Below are 17610 nucleotides of genomic sequence, written 5' to 3'. Positions count from 1 at the left end.
TTATTGAAGGTGCTGAATCTGCGTACCGGGCGGTATCGACAACGTGAACTCGTCAGCAGGCAAAACCTTCTGATTGTTGACCACCTTCTCAACGGTCAGCACGATCTGGATTCCCTCGAGCGGCCGTTTGATCACGACCCTTGTTGGGTATTTGCTATCTCCGAGGCTAACGTAATTGGAATACGTGACCTGACTCTCCAGATTTCCCTTGTCATCATACAAATCCTGGTTGGACGGCAAGAGGTCGTCGCGATGGAAGGTAATCACGCGGACAGGCTTGTCTCTCCGGCTGCCATTGGGCGCATGGCGAGTAATGTTCAGAATGTACTCCGGCATCGTAAAGAGGTGCTTCTTAGCCACATCCTCAATGGTTTCCGTATCTGAAGTCTCCGTAAAGTAATCTTCCGGATCCACGCCGCGCACAATCATTGCGTCAAAGAAGAATCCCGGCCGCAGGTTTTCAAACTGATTATCCGATTTCTTGGTAACTGAATTGGCGCCCTCAATCGCCTTATTCTTGGGCGGAATCAACAGGGTGAAAGTCTTTCCGTCGCTCGCCATGTTGAAGACGCGCACGCCCAGATACAGGCCTACAACGCGCAGGTGATTGGGCTTCTCCATCACGATAAACCCGCGGCATTTCGGGTAGTCCGTCGCCGATCCCTGCTGCTGTTTCACCAACGTTGCCTGAATCTCCACCGTCGCGGTCAGGTTCTGGAAGTCATCCCAGCGGCGATTCACTTGATCAACCAGTTCTTCAGGAGTGGCCATCTGTACATTTGCCGGCGCTATGGGCACGGGCAAATGACGTTTATTGGGGAAGAGTGAACATCCGGCTAAACAAAGGGGCAGCGCAAGCGCCGCGATACTGAAATTCCTCCGGAGGGTCATCGTTGACCCGCCTTCTTCATCGCCCGGCGATAACCCGAGACATCGCGGGCATGCTCGTCAAGCGTAGCTTCGAACAATGATTTTCCCTGCGGATTTGCGCCTGCTGCAACGAAATAGAGGTAATTTGAATGTGCCGGGTTGACTGCCGCTCGGAGCGAATGGAGCCCTGGATTCGCGACTGGTCCGGGCGGTAACCCTGCGTGGAGGTAGGTGTTGTACGGTGTATCGCGTTTGAGATCGCTGGCATGAATTGCGCCGCGCCACTCTTTCTCGACTTCGAGCCCGTAGATCACCGAGGGATCGGTCATCAGCGGCATGTGCTTTGCTAGACGGTTCTGGAAGACGCTGGCGACCAGCGGTCTCTCGGAATCCAGGGCCGTTTCCCGTTCGACAAGTGAAGCCAGCGTTACCACCTCGTGCACATTCTCCTTGAGACCAATCTGAGCCGCCTCCAACCTGAATTGCCGGACCATGGCAGCGGCAACCTGTCCCGCTGTTGCCCGGCGCGGGAACCGGTATGTATCCGGAAACAGATAGCCTTCCAAAGTCTTCGCCTTCGGGTCGATGTCGGCCACCAGATCGGTCAACCTCGCCTGCCTAGCCAGAAACTCTTCGCGCGTTCCGATCCCCGCCTGTTCGAGACGCGCGGCAACGTCAAAAATGGTCGCTCCCTCCGGTACCGTTACGGCAACCGTGTAGACGTCACCGCGTGCGATACGGTCGTACGTCTCAGTGAGCGGCGCGGGATGGTCAAAACGGTACTCCCCTGCCTTCAATTTGCCCTTGCGCACCCAGCGCCACAGGTCAAACGCGAATTGACTGCGAACCACTCCGGCGGACTCAAGCTGTTGGGCGATACGTGTCGTCGAGGAACCCGGTTCAATTTCTACAAAGGTCTCGGTCGACGGTCCGAACGGTATGAAAATCATCCATCCGACCGCAGCCGCGGCCAGAAGTGCAAGCAGGAACAGCGCCAGAAGGAATCCCGCCGCGCCGAGCCCTCTTTTCTTCCGATTCCCCCGAGTGCGGCGTGACGCCATGTACGCTAAAACACCCTTCCCTAAGATAGGACGCGGTTTAGCCTACCGCGGATTCTGCTTCTTATTTGATTGTACCGGTCGTCATGTGGATGGATGGCGCCGACAGATCCGAAGCACGATAAGCTGGGTTCCAGGAGTTCCGGGGATTTCGGAGGGTCAAAGGGTGTCCGACAAGACAATTTCGCGGTATCTGGCGCTGGATGTGGGTTCGAAGCGCATCGGTATCGCTGTTTCAGACGAGCTTGGGCTCACGGCCCAGCCCGTTTTGACCCTCGAACGGCGCCGGAATACCCGCGAAGACCTCCGATCGATTGCGCGCCTATGCCGCCGCTATGCGGTCGCGGGCATCGTGGTCGGCAACCCAGTAAAACTCGACGGTGCAATGAGCTCACAGGCTGAAAAAGTACAGGTGTTTGCTGCGGGGTTAGGCGAACTGACTGGGCTGCCGATCCATCTTTGGGACGAACGGCTGACCACGCATGAGGCGCACCAGATGCTTTACGAGGCTGGCCATGCCCGGCAGGATCACCAGCGGGTGGTTGACCAGGTTGCAGCAACGCTGATCCTGCAATCGTTCCTTGATGGACTGGCTGATCAACCCAGCGAGCAAAGCTAATCGCGCGTCGCAGATACCCGGGAACGGGCGGGATCACGGATTGGCACTTTGGAGTGCCTGGGCAAGGTGTTGAATTCCAGTCTCGTCTGCGTCTCCGATTACGAAAAAGCGAAGACCGTGGTTGCTCCATGTCTCAACGTTGAAGGAATCTCGCACATCGACGCCGGTCGAGAGCGGAAACGCTGTTGCCAATGCGGGGGAGTCCTGAGCGATCAGTATAGAGATTTTGTGCTGGCGCATTCCGACGACCACCTGCGCGGTTGGTTGCTGGTGCAGATACACCAGGCGGCCGCCAAGCAATGTGAATTCGGTCCCGGCAAACTCGGGAAGGTTGAATGCGAACGGAATATGGCCCTGGAACCAGGGCTTAACCGTGTGCCGGTCTGAGGAGACCACATCGTACGGATTCGCGCTCGCCAGATCTCCTGTATGCAAATCGGCGACCTCTCGGAATGCATCGCCTTGCAGGGTGTTCTGACGTGTCAAGACAAGCGCGACCACCAGGATGGCCACGGCTGCCATTGCTATCGGCAAAAAGCCGAAAGATCGAAAACTACGACGCTTTGGTGCAATTTGGGATTGAATCTTCTGCCGGAATTGAGCACTGGGCGTGAAACGGGTCTTCGCCGCCCTCATGGCGCGGCGCACGCTCAGCGCGCTTGCGACTTCAGCAGCACACTCGGTGCAGGTGCGAAGGTGCTGCTCAAGCGCGTTTCCCTGCTCGGCTTGCACTTCGCCGTCGAGATAGGCCGCGAGAATTTCGTGATCCTGGCCGCAAGGCATCATCGCACCTCCTCAGGAACATCTGCACCGAGTGCCTCTCGCAGGCCAGCCCGGGCCCGCGAGAGCCGCGACATCACTGTTCCCAAAGGCACGTCGAGCACTTGCGCGATCTCGCGGTATGACATCTCCTCAACCTCGCACAACAGGATGATCTGCCGGTAATTCACCGGAAGCGATTCCAACGCGGCAAAGAGCGCCTGTTCATTCTGGCTGCGCATCAAGATCAATTCGGGCGTCACCGCATGTGCCACCGCTTCCTCTGCGTTTCCGACCTCGTCTTCAAGATATTCCGTTCTCTGGGCAGCCAGGCCGCTTCGCGAGGTCAGGAACGTATTGCGAAGGATGCGAAACATCCATGCGCGAATATTCGTACCCTCTGCGAAAGCTGCGAATCCTTTCAGGGCCTTGGCATAGGTTTCCTGTACCAGGTCTTCGGCGTCGATACGATCGCCGGTGATCCAGCGGGCATGGTTATAAAGTTGGTCGAACAGCGGCATAGCAAGCTGTTCGAAGAACGCCCGATCCATCCTGTCTCCTGCGTCCGATCCCAGCCCCCAATTCTATTTGCCCGAGGATAGTCGAAGAAACTGGATTATGTCCGCTCGCTCCTGGGGGTTTGGAACATGGAATGCCATGTCGTTGTCGGGAACGACCGCATCCGGATTGGTCAGCCACTGATCGAGTGACTGCTCATCCCAAACGATGTGGGCGGCTTTCAGTTCGTTCGAGTAGCTGAAGTCGGAAACACTCCCCGCATGTCTGCCATAGACGCTGCGCAAGCGCGGGCCCTCCTTGTTGTTGTCGAGCGAGTGGCAACCCGTGCATCTTTTTTCGAAGAGCTGTTTTCCGGTTTCAGCATTTCCGTTGCTCGTAACTGCGGCACTACTCACGTGCGGAAAAGAAGAGATTGCGACGGCGGACCACATCATTGCGACAATGATCAGAATTTTACTTTCGTTTCTTTTCTTCACTTCTTCTCCTTTTGTCCGGAGGTTTCGGTCCGGATACGCTTTCTCTCGGCGCGCGCCCACGCAGCGATTTCCTGCTTTTCTGTATCAGAGAGGGCCGCCGCATGCATCATCGCGTAGGGCTTCGGCGGCATGTCTCCACTTCTTACCTCGGCTGAAATTCGAGCCAATAGCGCGATTCGGTCTTCCACATCCATCCCCGCCCAAAGCGAGAGGTTCATTGCTGAGCGTCCGGCGTAGACGTCGTGTTCCATGAGCCACGAAACTGGCGCCAGTCTGCTGTAGACGGGCCAATGGGTCTGGTTCGAGTGGCAATCGGCGCATTTCCTTTCGACGATTCCGCGAACATCCTGCGGCACGGCACTTCCTTCAAGCATCTGTCCGGGAGTTGCACCTCTACGAACGTCGCCCCACGGATGCACAAACGAAAGCGCCACGCTGGTCAGGGCGAGAAACAGGGCTCCGAAGCCAATTGGTCTCAAGAGCATCACAGGCCGGACTCACGATGTTCGCCGGTCATTCCTGATAACGTCGCGTCTACGATAGCCAGTTCGCGCCGCTGAGCGACGAAGCTCACATCCGTAATGCCGAGCACGCTCTGCAGACGATCGGCCGGGACTTTCATGGGCCCTGGCGATGGCGCCGATCCGGGCGCGGGCTGGGGAAACGCCGTGGACATCGCCGTGTGAAACATCACGTTGCCCTCCACCTTTTGCATCACCTGGTGGATGTGGCCGTTCAGCACGGTAACGGAGCCGAAGCGTTTCAGCATTGCGAATGCCTGTTCGCTGTCCGATGTGCCCCATCCCCACTCGGGATAAACCGCCCACAGCGGAATATGCGCGAAGAGAACAATGGGCACACTACTCTTCACGCCATGCAAATCCTGCTTCAGCCAGTCGAGCTGGGTCTGACCGAGCTTGCCCATGCCTTCTAACTGCACCACGTTCACGAGTCCGATGAAGTGCACGCCCTTGTGATCGAAGCTGTACCAGCCGTTTCCCTTCGCGCCCTTTCCATATCGATCGAGATACATCTTTCCGTCGTCAACCGAGGTATCGTGTTCGCCGGGTACATAAAAAACCTGCCGACGCGGCGCAAGTATCTGATCGAGCGTGTCGAACTCCGCGGGCTTGGAAGAATGCGTAAGGTCGCCGGTGTGGATAAGGAAATCCGGAGTCCCAGGAGCGGCATCGATCCGCCTGAGGGCAGCCTGCAGCGTGGCCGTGACGTCGGTGTTCGCAGGCTTGTTGAAGCCGATATGGCTATCGCTGATCTGCACGAAAGTGAAGTCGGACTGCGCGGAGGGCTTCACCGGCTCGCCGAATACGCGCGAGGTCGGCACACCGCCGGCAAAGGTCCAGACGAGCCCGGTGCCGGCCCAGGCCATGCACTTCAGAAATCCGCGGCGGTCGATGCCGTCGGAGCCCACAGCTTCGGTTTGTGTTGCTTCGTTTTGAATCTGCTTCTCGATTGATCCGCTCATGTCTTCTCCTCGAGCACATTTGCTCTGTCAATGCAGAGAACTGAGCGGAGGCCGGTTTATTCCAACCAATATGAAAGAAATTCTGACTCAAAGATCGTTTGCGCAAGCCGAGTGGCCAGGCGCGGGCTCGTATCTCCTTTCGCACAAGTGCGTTTATCGAGGGCGAACGGAACCGGCTGCGCGTCTTTGACCGGATCAGCCGCGTATAATGAAAGGTCTAGACGTTTCATTTCTCGCGGTTGAGCAGCCCCGCTCGCCGCAACGGAATACGGATGCCCGATCACATCAAAAAGCAGTTGCTCAAAGAAATCGCAGCAATGGAGCATGAGCTTGCCCACGAGTTGCCGGCGGAGATCAAGAAGGCCGTCGCCATGGGAGATCTGTCGGAAAACGCCGAGTACCACATGGCGAAGCAGCGCCAGGAATTCGTGAATGCGCGGCTGGGTCAGTTGAAGCGGCGGATGGCCGAGCTTTCGCTCGTGAACCTGGCGAATATCCCGCACGATAAGGCGGGGTTTGGCTCCACCGTTGTGGTCTACGACTCCACCAAAGAAGAAGAGATCGTCTATCGCCTGGTCACCAGCGAGGAATCAGACGTGGCCAAGGGTCTTATATCGACTACCTCACCCATCGGCCGCGGGATCGTAGGCAAAAAGGTTGGTGACGTTGCCACAATCGTCACGCCGAACGGCAAACGCGAACTCGAAATTCTGAAGTTGACCACCGTCCACGATGAAGTGGGCGAAGACGAAGAAGAGGCCGGTACCGGCACAGAGAAGTAAGGAAGTAAGAATGACCTGGACCAGTGCATTTGGCCGCGCCTGCGGCTGGCTTCTTGATCGAATCGTGCATGGCCTTGCACTGACCCGCATCTCGCCTAACGCGCTCACCTTTATCGGACTGGTGATCAACATCGTGGCGGCGTTTCTCTTTGGACATGCGAACGCTACGAATGCGGGTCGCATGTTCTTCTACGCCGGCATGGTTATTTTCGGCGCGGGACTCTTCGACATGGTCGACGGGCGCGTCGCACGCAAGAACAACCAGGTTACGGTCTTTGGATCCTTCTTTGATTCGGTGATCGACCGTTACTCCGACGTGGTGCTTTTTTTCGGATTGCTGGTGTATTACGGACGCATCAACCGTTTCCGCTACGTAGTGCTGGTTGCGTTTGTCATGGTGACGTCGCTGATGGTGAGCTACACGCGAGCGCGTGCCGAGGCTCTGATTGGCTCATGCAAGGTGGGCTTCATGGAGCGTCCGGAGCGCATTGTGCTCATCCTGCTGGGCGCGTTGTTCGAGCAATTCGGAGTGATGGCGCCGGTGCTGTGGGTATTGGCGGTGCTCTCGACCATTACAGTGATTCACCGGATCCAGTACACCTACCAGAACACCAAGCATCTGGCGCCCCTGAGCCAGTAGAAGCCCAAAACCGCGTAAGCCATCGCCATCCCGACCGAGTCACCGCGGCGATGTGCGGAGGTATCTGCGGTTCCCTTCGCATCCGAAGCAATGATGCGCGGACTCAATCCATGAGCCCGCGCATCATTGTTTACGACTATTTGGACTTAGCGGAGGCTGCCTGTTGTTTCGTTGAATGAGGCGCCGATGATGTCGCCGGAGACTACGAATTCAAGCCTGCGATTCTGCTGTCCTGTTGAGTTCTCTTCGTGGCTACTGGCTGGGTATTGCCAACCTTCCGGTTAACGCCAATGCCCTTCTCGCAGCTCCCAATGGTCGCGATGGTGGACCCACCTGTGCGCAACCCAAACCGAGTGTTCACGGGGTGGACGGTCCCAGCGGCCAGAGGTCCAAACGTAGTGGTCGCCTTCATAGCGGTGGTACCCGGAGATCCACACATAACCCTGCCCCGGGGGCGCACCTCTGCGCTCGTGAACCGGAGCCGGCGGGCCGATGCGAACCACAACCTGCGCGAACGAAGCCGCAGGCAACATTGCGAGAGCGAACAATACTGCCAGTGCAATCTTTTTCATGGGTGAAAACCCTCCTGGGTCTTGGTGTCCGGAATATTTCAACAGCTCGATGGCTTTCTTGAGCCAGACAGCGACACAACGACGAAATCGCTCACGATCCTGGATGGGGTGCGCATTGAGATGAAGGAGATCCTATCCCATCGTCTGCACACACTGTTCCACTCCAACTTTCTCATTTGCATGGACCGCAGTCTGGTCTGTTCTATACACGTGAGCACAGACCATTCGAAATTGCGGGGCGAGATGGCGTTGGCGCTATTGTGGTTGGAACCTTTTCACAAGACTCCTTGAATCAATTTACTGTGTTCTTGGCGTCAAGGAGTTTCGATTCCGGCGGTGCGGACTTGAACTCGTACCAGAGTCCAAACCGTACCAAATGTCTTGCCCGTCGGGCCGACCCGCAACCCCTTCGCGAACCATTTCGGGCCTGAAAAATCTGTAACTCTGACTTCCATTCTTCTTTGCGTAATACATCGCAATATCTGCATTGCGGATCAACGTCTCACCATCCTGTCCGTCGCTGGGATAGATGCTCACACCGATGCTTGCCGTAATGCATATCTCGTGCGAGTCGACGGAATGCATCGACGCTACCGTCTTCAACAATCGGGCCACCGTAAAGACCGCATCCTGCGGATGTTTCAATTCCTGTAGCAGCACAATAAATTCATCGCCTCCCTGGCGAACTACTGTGTCGGGAGAGCGCACGCACTCGAGCATTCGGTTTGCGACGGATTGCAGCAGCTTGTCGCCGATGGGATGTCCGAGGGAATCGTTGACCTGTTTGAACCCGTCTAAATCCAGAAAAAGTACGGCGGCATGGACTCCTTGCCGATGCGCAAGGGCAATCGCCTGGCCAATGCGGTCGTTCAGCAGCATTCGATTGGGCAACCCAGTCAGGAAGTCATGATGGGCGGAGTTAGTCAACTCCTTCTCCAATGCCCGAGTCGCGCTCACGTCGCGAAACACAATGACCGCTCCGGTCACTTGCCCCTCATGATCGTGGATGGGAGCCACCGAATCTTCGATATTGACCTCGCGTCCATCGCGTCCAATAAGAGTGGAGTTCAGCGGAAGGGTGCCCGTCCGGTTCTGATTGGCTGCTTTTGCCATCGGATCCAGGATTGCTCTTCGAGTACCTGCATCCACAATCCGGACGCAATCGGCCATCATCCGTCCGGCGGCATCCTTGAGTTGCCACCCGGTCATTCTCTCCGCAACAGGATTCATGAAGGTGATGTTGCCACGAGCGTCAGTGCTAATCACCGCATCGCCAATACAGTCGAGCGTGACCTGTGCGCGTTCCTTCTCAACAAGCTGGATGTCTTCGAGGGTTTTACGTTCGACCGCATTGAAGAGAGCTCGCTTCAATGCGCGAGGCTCGATCTGTCCTTTAACGAGATAGTCTTGTGCGCCTTGTTGAATCGCATGAACAGCGATTGGCTCGTCGTCAGAATCGCATAGCAACACGATTGCGGCATGAGGTGCTGTTTTTTGGACCCGCCTGACAGCCTCTAATAGGTTCGATTCCGGCATTTCCAGATCCAGTAGAACAACTTCCACCGGGTTCATGACCAGATGCTTCTCGGCATCACAGATAGATTCAACATGAGCCAGCTGAAAGACGCCGGAAGCCGCATGGTCCAGCAGTACACGAATCTGGCTAGTTTGTTCGGTTTGATGTTCGATCAGGAGAACGGACCTGGCCTGTTTGTTTTCCACGGTTCACCTCTGGCCGGCAAACCTTGCTCTCCGGAGTTCAGGATCGGGAGCATTTGCTCCCGCTTCACACAAACTCGTGTTTCACAATCGTTTCAAGAAACAACGCCTCAGTCTGTCCTCTTTAGCTCTCTGCGGTAAGGGGCTGGGGCCGGGGGAATGCTTGGGCTTGCCTTCAGGCAAGCCCGTCAAGAGATCTCGCTACAACACAGGACCGTTTTGACTGATGTGCGTCTCAATCTGCGGGTTCAGAATGGGCGACTTAGAAAGCGCCTCACGTCCTGCAGCATGCATCTCTCTGGATAGAGTTTGGAGAAGGAAGAACAGGTTCGCGCGACAATCAATCTGCGTCTGATTTTTGGGTGCAACGCCTAAGTCGTTCATGGTGTTTTGGCACCTCGTTCTGAGATCTCTGTGTGTATTCCTGAACTGTAGGCCATTTGCTTTTTCCCGCGCTGTTCAAAACTGCACACAAAAGCACAGAAATCTACAAGAGTCCAAAACCAGCCGAACCGAGAAGAGCGAACTGCGGTTGGATCGCAGCCCCACTCGAAACTTATGAAAAGAATCTCGCACACGGGAGCCTTATTCCCGATCAGGCGCTCAGCAGGTCACCATGGTTACGCTGCAGCCGGGCTTGGTTGGCTTCCACTGGACCAGGAAACTGGTGACGGAATTGGCCTGCATGCTGCGCATCTTTTCGAATTCGCCGCTCTTCTGGCTATAGAGCACTTTGCCCTTATCGCTCAACACAGCCAGCGCTGGAACACCGCGGTTGAGGGGAACGCCATAGTGCTCAGCGATATCGACGTTCTCATCCATGTGGCCGATGTTGACATGCACGAGAACGTAATTCGATTCGAGAATGGGGCGATTCTCAGGATTGTGGAAGTAGATGTCGAGCACCCGGCAGTCGCCGCACCAGTTTCCTCCGAAATCGATGATCACGCGCTTGTGGGTTGCGGCAGCCGCCTTGAGCGCGGCGGCAACGTCGGCCTTGGCCTGCGCGGGATCGGGGTAGATTTCGCGACTGGCGGACATCGCGGGCAAGACCGTCATCGCCAGAACGGCGATCAGGCTCAGAATCTTCGTCGGTTTCATGGATGGGGAATCCTCCAGTGACTAAAACAAGTTTGCCATAGGTATGCAATCGCCGGCCATACGGCTAGAAATCCGCGCGCTACCTTCCGGGGGGAGGATTAGTCTTTATCTTTATGGGTATGAAAAAACTGCGGCAGAAGCTCGAATCAGAAGCGTTCCCGGATTTGGGAGCCATGATGGAAGGCTATGCGCAGGCGGCCGTCGAGGCGGCACGGAGCGAGTTTCATCAGAATCTTGATTTCACGGCGGATTCGATCAATGCGCTGGACGAGATTCTGGTTTTGCTGAGCGAAAGCCCCGAGATTGACCTCGACTATGAATCGCGCCTTTGGGGCAGTTACCTGGGGGAGGTGCTTCGCCAGCGCTACGCCGGCTCCTGGGAAATGACGCAATATCCGGGGGCCGAGCATGCGGCGCCTGCCGTGGATGTGCGGGGATCACGGCTGTTTCCGCTAATGAAGGTCTATCGGCGACTCACCCTCGGGGAAGAGGAAGATCTGCACAGCTTTTACGCGCTCGTGACGGAGCGACTGGGCAATCCGGCGCAGGTGAATTGAACGTACACCGAGGGAACCGCCAACCGGGGAAGACGCAAGTGTGGCATTGGTCACACCGTGCAGTTGGCTTTGTGCGACAATACAGGGTGGGAAGCGTGTCCATGCCGGGCGCGCGGAAGGATACACGATGGGCGATTTACTACAGCCATGGCATCTGATTTTGATCGCAATTGTGGCGTTTCTGCTCTTTGGCGCCAAGCGGCTGCCGGAGCTGGGCAAGGGATTAGGCGAAGGACTGAAAGGGTTTAGGGAAGGCATCAAGGGCGTAACCGACCCAGCGCCTCCAACAACCCAGCAGAGCACGCAGACCCCCCCTCCCCCTCCCCCCGCAAGCACCGACCCCCCCAAGCAGGGGTAGATCAGCGCCCGAAGCCGGTTAGGGCTTCTGTGACGGGGTGTTCAGACTTTTGAGGAAGTAGAAGGGCCTGTGCCGATGGCATGGGCCTTTGTGTTTGTATCGGATAGCGGCCCTAAATACTCAGGAGTGCAACAGCGGCCAGCGCCAATCCCATTCCCGCCACCTGTCGCCTGGTTGGCCGCTCACGCAGCAGGATCCCGGCCAGCAGGATCGTTCCCGCCGGATACAGGGAGCAGATTACGGCCGCAACGTCGAGCCTTCCCAGTTGCGAAGCCATCATGTAGAACAGGTTGCCGATCGCATCCAGCGATCCAGAGACGACCCCTGCTACCCAAAAACCCCGCCAAGGCCCTTTCGGGGGCGCAATGACAATGACGAGAAGGATTGCGGCGACCCCGGCAATTCTGCCCGCTGTCAGCGCCCATAGCACTCCACCGGCTGCGGCGGCTTTGAACAGAATCAACTGGGCGCCGAATCCGATGCCCGCGCTCGCACCCAGCAGCAGCGCGCGGCGAGAGGTGCCCGCGCCTTCGGTTGCCGGGGCATGGGAGATCAGCCAGATCGCCGCCAGGCCGATAGTCAGGCCGACGACGGTGACCGTGCTGGGCCAGCCGGAGTGGATCAACTCGAAGAGCACCGGGATGAGCGCAGTCATGAGACCAGTGAGTGCCGCGGTCAGGCCCATCGCTCCCATCGACAGCGATCGATAAAAGACGGCCAGCGCGATCGCGCCTTCAAATCCGCCGATGGCTGCATAGACCAGATAGCTCGTTCCCGGCAGAGTGAGCCGGAGGAAGAAGCATATGAGCAGGAGCGCGGCCAGCGACACGATCTGGCCCGATGCGGTGACAAGCAGAGTGGAGGCGCGGCGCGCACCCCATCCACCTGCAAAGTCGGAACCGCCCCACGTGGCGGCCGCAAGCAGGCTAAGGCCTGCCGTTGCTCCCGGAGAAGCCATGATTAGTGCTGGTTATCCTGACCGGAGGGGTAATAACCTTTTTTGGCGATCACTTCGACGCCTGGCCGATCTACGCGGACCTCGATCTTGCGGTATTTGCTGTCAATCAGAGGTTCGTGGCTGGCGTAAACCAGCGTGTACTGGTTGCGGCTCTCCTCGGCGAGTTGGGCATAACTCTTTTCGATGCCGTTCAGGTTGCCTTCCGATGCGAGGTCACCGCCAGTGGCGAGCACATAGCCAGCGAGGCGATTGTCGTACATCTGGAAGGGCAGGTGCAGCCGGCTAATGCGGCCCTCACCCCAGCGAGCGGAATCGCCAACCAGCGTACCAAAGACCGCAATCTTGTTGGCCTGAAGATAGTGGAGGACGTCTTTGTAGGTGGCTTTGCTGCCGTACTCTTTGCCGTCGGAAACAACGTAGATCATGCGGCGGCGCCCGGGGGGCCGCGTTGAGAGTTCTTTGGCGGCTGCCAGAATGGCATCGTTGAGGGTGTGGATTTCTTTGGGAATCGTGATGAAGGAGGCGTTGCCCGTCGAGCCACCTTGCGTGACGTTGGGGTCAATGCAGCCGCCGTTCTTCGTAATCGCGCAGGGACCAAACGCTCCCGAACCGATGGGAACCAGATCATCACGTCCGATTGACTTGGCAAGTGCAAGCACCGCCGGCACGCGATTGCCCTGCGCACCTGTGAAGCCGGTCCACTCATGCGGGCCGTTATTGTAGGTGAAGATCGCGACCTCGTCGTAGGGCGACAATGAACCCTGAAATGCGCTCAGAGAGTCGTTCACCTTGGCCATTACGTCCGAAGTCAGGCTCTGGTCAATCACAAATGCAATCGAAAGCGCAGCGGGATCAACGGTGAAGATCTTGAGAGGTTCCCAGGTGTTGTTCTCATAGACGCGGAAGTCGCGCCACGTAAGCCCCGCAATCGGCTTGCCTTTGGGGTCCTTCACCGTAACGGGAACTTCGACGTAGGTTGTATAGGTGATGATCTTTTGGCCGATGTCTTCCGGAGTCATGCTGTCCGGCGCTGTCTTCTGCAACTCGTTGGTCTGGGTTGGCGGGGGCTGGGTGGCAGGGGCCTGCTGGGGGACGTCAGTGGAAGTGCTTGAAGTGGAAGTAGAAGATGGAGCGCCAATGCCGGGTTTCAAGGGGCCAAACCCCTGCAGAGAGGATGGAGCCTGGGGGGCCGGGGCATCCGGTACAGCCTGCTGATCGGCCGGAGTCTGCGGCGGTTGAGCCTGGGCAAATGCCGCCGGACTGAGGCTCAATGACGAACTCAGCAGTGCGGTAAGCGCCAGTGTTTTAAGACCAAGGTCCACAGGTATTCTTTCCTCCCGATGCGACGCTGCGCCAGCCGGTTTCTTGGCCCGCAGATGCACCCTCCCACAGGAATTCGCAATGGAGAGGCTGCACCCGTCAGAGTATCAGACGCGCGGCAGCCTTGCAGGTTTGCCCCAATCAAGCTGAAAGAGTTAAGCTATGCTCTCTTTCGGCGCTGTTTTCGCGTCAAACTCAACAGCATGCGTGTCCCCCGAATCCTTTTCGTTTTGTTCTTCGCCCTGCCCCTCCTAAGCGCAGCGGCCTGGGGACAGCTTGTTCCTTCTCCCGACGCTCCGCCGGTGAGTACTGCGCCGCCTCCGCCGCCGGAAGAAGATTCAATGGGCACACTCAAACTTAACGTGAATCTGGTGGACCTCTTCTTCACGGTCAAGAACAAATCCGGGGAACTGGTTCCCCACCTCACGAAGGATGATTGTTCGGTTGCGGAAGATAAAACTCCACAAACCCTCAAGAACTTTAGCGCGGAAACACATCTGCCGCTGACGCTGGGAATCCTGCTCGACACGTCTGGCAGCCAGATTGACGTGCTACCGCTGGAACAGCAAGCAGGCAGCCAGTTTCTTGAGCGAGTCCTGAAATCAAAGGACCAGGCGTTCCTGCTTTCGTTCGACGTCAATGTGGACCTGTTGCAGGACTTCACGAACAGCGCGCGGATGCTTAGCCATGCGATGGACAAGGCGCAAATCAACACGGCGGGAGGAAACGGCGGCTCTGGTATTCCGGGGCTCGGCGGAGGCACGATCCCGATCCACGGAACGCCGAAGGGCACGCTGCTCTATGACGCCATTTATCTTGGCTCAAATGACAAGATGGTGGAACAGAACGGCCGCAAGGCGATGATCATCCTGACCGATGGAGATGACCAGGGCAGCGACCACAAGATCCAGGAAGCGATTGCCGCTGCGCAGAAGTCGAATACGATTGTTTACATCATTCTGATCGCCGATCCAGGCTTCTATGGGGGTTTTGGCTACTCCGGGTACTCGGCCGCGAAGAAGATTTCTGAAGAGACCGGAGGGCGCCTCATCAACGTTGGCAGCAACGGCAAAAAACTTGATGCCGCGTTCCAGCAGATCGAGGAAGAACTCCGCACCGAGTATCTCGCGAGCTATGTACCGACCAACGCCAAGCAGGACGGCAGCTTCCGGCGGATCGCAGTGCAGTGCAAGGGCGACGACATGAAGGTGCAGGTGCGCAAGGGTTATTACGCACCTTTGCCGGAAGCTCGGTAGAGCTCCCCCGCAGAAATATATACATGCGAAAAATTACACTGCCGCGCATTAACTGCCGGTTGTTCGTGTTTGCCTAACCTCTCCCAAGAAAAAGCTCGATTCTTCAAGCGTCCTGTTTTGATTGAGATCGATCTCACGCGATGTTGAATTAGTGATGAGGGCTAACCTTTGGCATCCATCGTGCCATGAAGCTGTGCGGAAGCAATTTTCGCGCTGCGTAATCCACGGCCGACTCCGGATGGTGAAATCATGGATGATCTCTATATGAAAGCAGCCACTGTCATTGCGGTGGCCCTTGCCGCTTTTTCAAGCTTTCCTTCTCCTGCGCAGCAACAACCAGAGCAGCAACCGCAGCAATCCCAGTCGGCAACCGCCCCTGGTCAACAAAACGCGCCTGCTAGCCAACCGAGCGCCGGATCGGCCCAGTTGAAGCCAGTCACGGGCGAACTGGTGGACAAACTCGACTCCAAGTCTGCCAAACAAGGCGACAGCGTTGTGGTGAAGACCAAGGAAGACTTGAAGTTCGAGGGAGGAGCCGATATTCCCAAGGGATCGAAACTGGTCGGCCATATCACGAATGTGCAGGCTCGTTCCGATGGCAAAGAGAACTCGCAAATCGCCATCCAGTTTGACCACGCGGAACTAAAAGGCGGGCAGAACCTGGCGATCGAGTCCGTCATCCAGTCGGTTTCACCGGCTGCAGGGGCGGGTGGTGCAATGGACAATTCAGTTCCGGGATCATACAGCGGGAGTCCGAGTCCGCAGGGGGCTCCTGGCGCCACATCTTCCTCCCCCGGCATGAGCGGATCAAGCAGCTCAATGAGTTCGAACACAGCGAGCTCGAACACGGCCAATAATCGCCCTGGAATTGCATCCAACACGACGGCTCAGCCCGGCGCCACCGACCAAACAACGAATACTGGCATGCCGGCACCGGGAAGTATTGTGGCCCGGAGCGGGAACGTTGCCATTCGCACAACGGCTGTCCCAGGAGTTCTGCTTGCAAATGACATCAACGGCTTGCCCTTCACGAATGCCTCGGGCATGCTGCTGGGGGCGCGGCGCGACATCCACCTGGACGGTGGCACGCAGATGGTAGTAGCGATCGCAGCGGCTCCCCAAGGCGCGGGCGGCGGGATGAGCCGTTAATCGCAACCACGACAAGACGCGCACTGACGAGGCCGGAGGTAACTCTCCGGTCTCGTCGTATTTTGGGGCAATGAGATTACGCAAGTTTCGCGACTTCGTAATCTGGCGAGAGGGCGCCCTCATCGATAGCATCGGCGGTGGCAGAGAAAGCTTGAACTGGTTTGGCAAGTAATTTCAAGCGATCGCGCAATGGAGTTCGCAATGGCTGTCGAAGATGGTGAGTTAGAAGGTCGCGAAGGATTCGAAATCAGCTCCCGGTTCCGGCGCCTGATTGAGGAACGCATCGAACGTTTGGAGAAGGATGCAGATAGCGACGAAGCCCAGCTCGCAGTTCTGCGTAACGGCGATCACATCCGGCGCCATATGCGATTGATAGCGGTTCAGCGCTCGGAAGCCCGGCGCATGCGCAGCTTCATCGAGAACTCCGGAACGCGCGTCCCGCCACCGATGATGTCGCTTTGAAGCTGCCCTGTGAACAACGCATCTCCAGGTAGATTCATAATGGAGCATGGTTACAGTCAGCACTCCCAGACAAACACTCGACTACCAGATCGTGGATGTATTCACCGAGACCGCCCTCGAAGGTAATGGGCTTGCCGTGGTGTTCGACACCGTTGGGTTGAGCACTGAGCGGATGCAGTCCATCGCGCGGGAATTCAATCTGTCGGAGACCACATTTATTCAGCGTCGCGATCCTGAGACGGAAGCACGTGAGGGTGTGCGGGTGCGCATCTTCACAACGCAGGAAGAGCTTCCGTTTGCCGGCCATCCCACGCTGGGAACAGCAAGCGTGCTGAAGCTTTCTGCCCCGGAGACTTTGTCAGCTGACACGATCAAGCTGGCTCTCAACGTCGGCCCTGTTCCCGTGCGCTTCAAGGCCGACGGCCTTTTCGGAGAGATGACCCAACGCGACCCGGAGTTTGGCGCTGAGCTCGAGCCCGCAACGGTCGCGCGCCTTATCGGGCTGACGATCGATGAGCTTCACGTGTCCGCTGCGCCTCAAGTCGTTTCGACGGGAACAGCCTTCGCCATCGTCGCTCTGCGTTCGCACGAATCACTGGCCCGTCTCAGGGTCGAGCAGGAGGAAGCTACGAAGTATTTGCGCGAACACGGTGGACGCTGGTTCTACGTTCTCGGGCCAACGGGCGGCGACACGCCAGCGTGGAGAGCGCGCATGCAGTTCTGCGGCGGCGAAGATCCTGCAACGGGCTCGGCCGCGGGATGTGCGATCAGCTATCTTGTGCGTCATGGCATGGTCGCGCCGGGCAGAGAAATTCACGTTCGGCAAGGAGTTGAAATCGGCCGCGCAAGCGATTTATTTCTGGCTGCGGACGCTGTTTCCGGCAAGGTCGGCAATGTGCGCGTCGGGGGCAGCACAGTTCGCGTTGCAAAGGGGGAGCTTTTCCTGCCGTAA

General features: G+C 57.4%; 21 protein-coding genes. 9 read left to right on the top strand and 12 right to left on the bottom strand.

Annotation, left to right across the window (positions count from 1 at the left end):
* Nucleotides 1–771 (bottom strand): LolA-like protein, encoded by a 771-nt coding sequence (locus VK574_RS20660; protein ID WP_472801767.1) that lies wholly within the window; start codon nt 769–771, stop codon nt 1–3.
* A gap of 116 nt (nt 772–887) precedes the next feature.
* Complete coding sequence (gene mltG / locus VK574_RS20655) at nt 888–1931, bottom strand: endolytic transglycosylase MltG (protein WP_472801766.1); 1044 nt, start codon at nt 1929–1931, stop codon at nt 888–890.
* 163 nt (nt 1932–2094) lie between these two features.
* Between mltG and ruvX the strand changes: the two genes are divergently transcribed.
* Nucleotides 2095–2547, top strand: a complete 453-nt coding sequence (ruvX, locus tag VK574_RS20650) for a Holliday junction resolvase RuvX (RefSeq protein WP_472801765.1) — start codon at nt 2095–2097, stop codon at nt 2545–2547.
* 33 nt (nt 2548–2580) lie between these two features.
* Here ruvX and VK574_RS20645 read toward each other — a convergent pair whose 3' ends face one another.
* Genes VK574_RS20645 through VK574_RS20625 form a run of 5 tightly spaced genes read right to left on the bottom strand, consistent with a single transcriptional unit; the run spans nt 2581 to nt 5784 of the window.
* Nucleotides 2581–3333 (bottom strand): anti-sigma factor family protein, encoded by a 753-nt coding sequence (locus VK574_RS20645; RefSeq protein WP_472801764.1) that lies wholly within the window; start codon nt 3331–3333, stop codon nt 2581–2583.
* Nucleotides 3330–3857 (bottom strand): sigma-70 family RNA polymerase sigma factor, encoded by a 528-nt coding sequence (locus tag VK574_RS20640; RefSeq protein ID WP_472801763.1) that lies wholly within the window; start codon nt 3855–3857, stop codon nt 3330–3332. The genes VK574_RS20645 and VK574_RS20640 overlap by 4 nt, the downstream gene beginning before the upstream one ends.
* Before the next feature lie 33 nt (nt 3858–3890).
* Nucleotides 3891–4301: a c-type cytochrome gene (locus VK574_RS20635; protein ID WP_472801762.1), complete on the bottom strand. Its 411-nt coding sequence runs from the start codon at nt 4299–4301 to the stop codon at nt 3891–3893.
* Entirely contained in the window at nt 4298–4786 is a 489-nt protein-coding gene (locus VK574_RS20630) for a heme-binding domain-containing protein (protein ID WP_472801761.1), read from the bottom strand. The genes VK574_RS20635 and VK574_RS20630 overlap by 4 nt, the downstream gene beginning before the upstream one ends.
* A complete protein-coding gene (locus VK574_RS20625; protein ID WP_472801760.1) occupies nt 4786–5784 on the bottom strand; it encodes a metallophosphoesterase family protein in 999 nt (332 codons plus the stop codon). The genes VK574_RS20630 and VK574_RS20625 overlap by 1 nt, the downstream gene beginning before the upstream one ends.
* A gap of 272 nt (nt 5785–6056) precedes the next feature.
* On the opposite strand from VK574_RS20625, the gene VK574_RS20620 reads away from it, so the two are divergent.
* Nucleotides 6057–6566: a GreA/GreB family elongation factor gene (locus tag VK574_RS20620; RefSeq protein ID WP_472801759.1), complete on the top strand. Its 510-nt coding sequence runs from the start codon at nt 6057–6059 to the stop codon at nt 6564–6566.
* Nucleotides 6567–6576: 10 nt separating this feature from the next.
* Nucleotides 6577–7206: a CDP-alcohol phosphatidyltransferase family protein gene (locus VK574_RS20615; protein WP_472801758.1), complete on the top strand. Its 630-nt coding sequence runs from the start codon at nt 6577–6579 to the stop codon at nt 7204–7206.
* 281 nt (nt 7207–7487) lie between these two features.
* Here the strand turns inward: VK574_RS20615 and VK574_RS20610 are convergent, their stop codons facing one another.
* The 3 genes from VK574_RS20610 to VK574_RS20600 form a co-directional block, all read right to left on the bottom strand.
* Entirely contained in the window at nt 7488–7778 is a 291-nt protein-coding gene (locus VK574_RS20610; protein WP_472801757.1) for a YXWGXW repeat-containing protein, read from the bottom strand.
* Nucleotides 7779–8075: 297 nt separating this feature from the next.
* On the bottom strand, nt 8076–9500 hold the full coding sequence (locus VK574_RS20605) for a diguanylate cyclase domain-containing protein (RefSeq protein WP_472801756.1): 1425 nt from the start codon (nt 9498–9500) through the stop codon (nt 8076–8078).
* A 600-nt stretch (nt 9501–10100) separates the two neighbouring features.
* Entirely contained in the window at nt 10101–10598 is a 498-nt protein-coding gene (locus VK574_RS20600; protein ID WP_472801755.1) for a thioredoxin family protein, read from the bottom strand.
* Between the two features lie 113 nt (nt 10599–10711).
* On the opposite strand from VK574_RS20600, the gene VK574_RS20595 reads away from it, so the two are divergent.
* Together VK574_RS20595 and tatA are read left to right on the top strand one after the other, a co-directional pair.
* Nucleotides 10712–11155, top strand: coding sequence for a hypothetical protein (locus VK574_RS20595; protein ID WP_472801754.1), 444 nt, complete (start codon nt 10712–10714; stop codon nt 11153–11155).
* Nucleotides 11156–11282: 127 nt separating this feature from the next.
* Nucleotides 11283–11513: a twin-arginine translocase TatA/TatE family subunit gene (gene tatA / locus VK574_RS20590; RefSeq protein ID WP_472801753.1), complete on the top strand. Its 231-nt coding sequence runs from the start codon at nt 11283–11285 to the stop codon at nt 11511–11513.
* 112 nt (nt 11514–11625) lie between these two features.
* Here tatA and VK574_RS20585 read toward each other — a convergent pair whose 3' ends face one another.
* Together VK574_RS20585 and VK574_RS20580 are read right to left on the bottom strand one after the other, a co-directional pair.
* A complete protein-coding gene (locus tag VK574_RS20585) occupies nt 11626–12471 on the bottom strand; it encodes an EamA family transporter (RefSeq protein ID WP_472801752.1) in 846 nt (281 codons plus the stop codon).
* A gap of 2 nt (nt 12472–12473) precedes the next feature.
* On the bottom strand, nt 12474–13793 hold the full coding sequence (locus VK574_RS20580; RefSeq protein ID WP_472801751.1) for a VWA domain-containing protein: 1320 nt from the start codon (nt 13791–13793) through the stop codon (nt 12474–12476).
* A gap of 339 nt (nt 13794–14132) precedes the next feature.
* Between VK574_RS20580 and VK574_RS20575 the strand changes: the two genes are divergently transcribed.
* The 4 genes from VK574_RS20575 to VK574_RS20560 all read left to right on the top strand — a co-directional run bounded on the left by VK574_RS20575 (nt 14133) and on the right by VK574_RS20560 (nt 17610).
* Nucleotides 14133–15047: a VWA domain-containing protein gene (locus VK574_RS20575; protein ID WP_472801750.1), complete on the top strand. Its 915-nt coding sequence runs from the start codon at nt 14133–14135 to the stop codon at nt 15045–15047.
* 264 nt (nt 15048–15311) lie between these two features.
* Nucleotides 15312–16196 carry a hypothetical protein gene (locus VK574_RS20570; protein ID WP_472801749.1) on the top strand — a complete coding sequence of 295 codons (885 nt, stop codon included), beginning with the start codon at nt 15312–15314 and terminating at the stop codon, nt 16194–16196.
* A gap of 201 nt (nt 16197–16397) precedes the next feature.
* Nucleotides 16398–16658, top strand: a complete 261-nt coding sequence (locus VK574_RS20565) for a hypothetical protein (RefSeq protein WP_472801748.1) — start codon at nt 16398–16400, stop codon at nt 16656–16658.
* A 46-nt stretch (nt 16659–16704) separates the two neighbouring features.
* Nucleotides 16705–17610, top strand: coding sequence for a PhzF family phenazine biosynthesis protein (locus VK574_RS20560; protein WP_472801747.1), 906 nt, complete (start codon nt 16705–16707; stop codon nt 17608–17610).

The sequence above is a fragment of the Occallatibacter sp. genome, assembly GCF_035317045.1.
Lineage (GTDB): Bacteria > Acidobacteriota > Terriglobia > Terriglobales > Acidobacteriaceae > Telmatobacter.
The sequence above is the reverse complement of the archived record's forward strand: the minus strand, read 5'-3'. Positions and strand labels throughout refer to the sequence as shown.

Bases quoted from the DNA above. Each gene is read 5' to 3' on its own strand.
- VK574_RS20600 (WP_472801755.1), bottom strand. From the start codon at position 10,598: ATGAAACCGACGAAGATTCTGAGCCTGATCGCCGTTCTGGCGATGACG.
- VK574_RS20640 (WP_472801763.1), bottom strand. From the start codon at position 3,857: ATGGATCGGGCGTTCTTCGAACAGCTTGCTATGCCGCTGTTCGACCAA.
- VK574_RS20615 (WP_472801758.1), top strand. From the start codon at position 6,577: ATGACCTGGACCAGTGCATTTGGCCGCGCCTGCGGCTGGCTTCTTGAT.
- VK574_RS20645 (WP_472801764.1), bottom strand. From the start codon at position 3,333: ATGATGCCTTGCGGCCAGGATCACGAAATTCTCGCGGCCTATCTCGAC.
- VK574_RS20620 (WP_472801759.1), top strand. From the start codon at position 6,057: ATGCCCGATCACATCAAAAAGCAGTTGCTCAAAGAAATCGCAGCAATG.
- VK574_RS20610 (WP_472801757.1), bottom strand. From the start codon at position 7,778: ATGAAAAAGATTGCACTGGCAGTATTGTTCGCTCTCGCAATGTTGCCT.
- VK574_RS20595 (WP_472801754.1), top strand. From the start codon at position 10,712: ATGGGTATGAAAAAACTGCGGCAGAAGCTCGAATCAGAAGCGTTCCCG.
- VK574_RS20560 (WP_472801747.1), top strand. From the start codon at position 16,705: ATGGTTACAGTCAGCACTCCCAGACAAACACTCGACTACCAGATCGTG.
- mltG (WP_472801766.1), bottom strand. From the start codon at position 1,931: ATGGCGTCACGCCGCACTCGGGGGAATCGGAAGAAAAGAGGGCTCGGC.
- VK574_RS20660 (WP_472801767.1), bottom strand. From the start codon at position 771: ATGGCCACTCCTGAAGAACTGGTTGATCAAGTGAATCGCCGCTGGGAT.
- VK574_RS20565 (WP_472801748.1), top strand. From the start codon at position 16,398: ATGGCTGTCGAAGATGGTGAGTTAGAAGGTCGCGAAGGATTCGAAATC.
- tatA (WP_472801753.1), top strand. From the start codon at position 11,283: ATGGGCGATTTACTACAGCCATGGCATCTGATTTTGATCGCAATTGTG.
- VK574_RS20625 (WP_472801760.1), bottom strand. From the start codon at position 5,784: ATGAGCGGATCAATCGAGAAGCAGATTCAAAACGAAGCAACACAAACC.
- VK574_RS20585 (WP_472801752.1), bottom strand. From the start codon at position 12,471: ATGGCTTCTCCGGGAGCAACGGCAGGCCTTAGCCTGCTTGCGGCCGCC.
- VK574_RS20630 (WP_472801761.1), bottom strand. From the start codon at position 4,786: ATGCTCTTGAGACCAATTGGCTTCGGAGCCCTGTTTCTCGCCCTGACC.
- VK574_RS20570 (WP_472801749.1), top strand. From the start codon at position 15,312: ATGAAAGCAGCCACTGTCATTGCGGTGGCCCTTGCCGCTTTTTCAAGC.
- VK574_RS20575 (WP_472801750.1), top strand. From the start codon at position 14,133: ATGGGCACACTCAAACTTAACGTGAATCTGGTGGACCTCTTCTTCACG.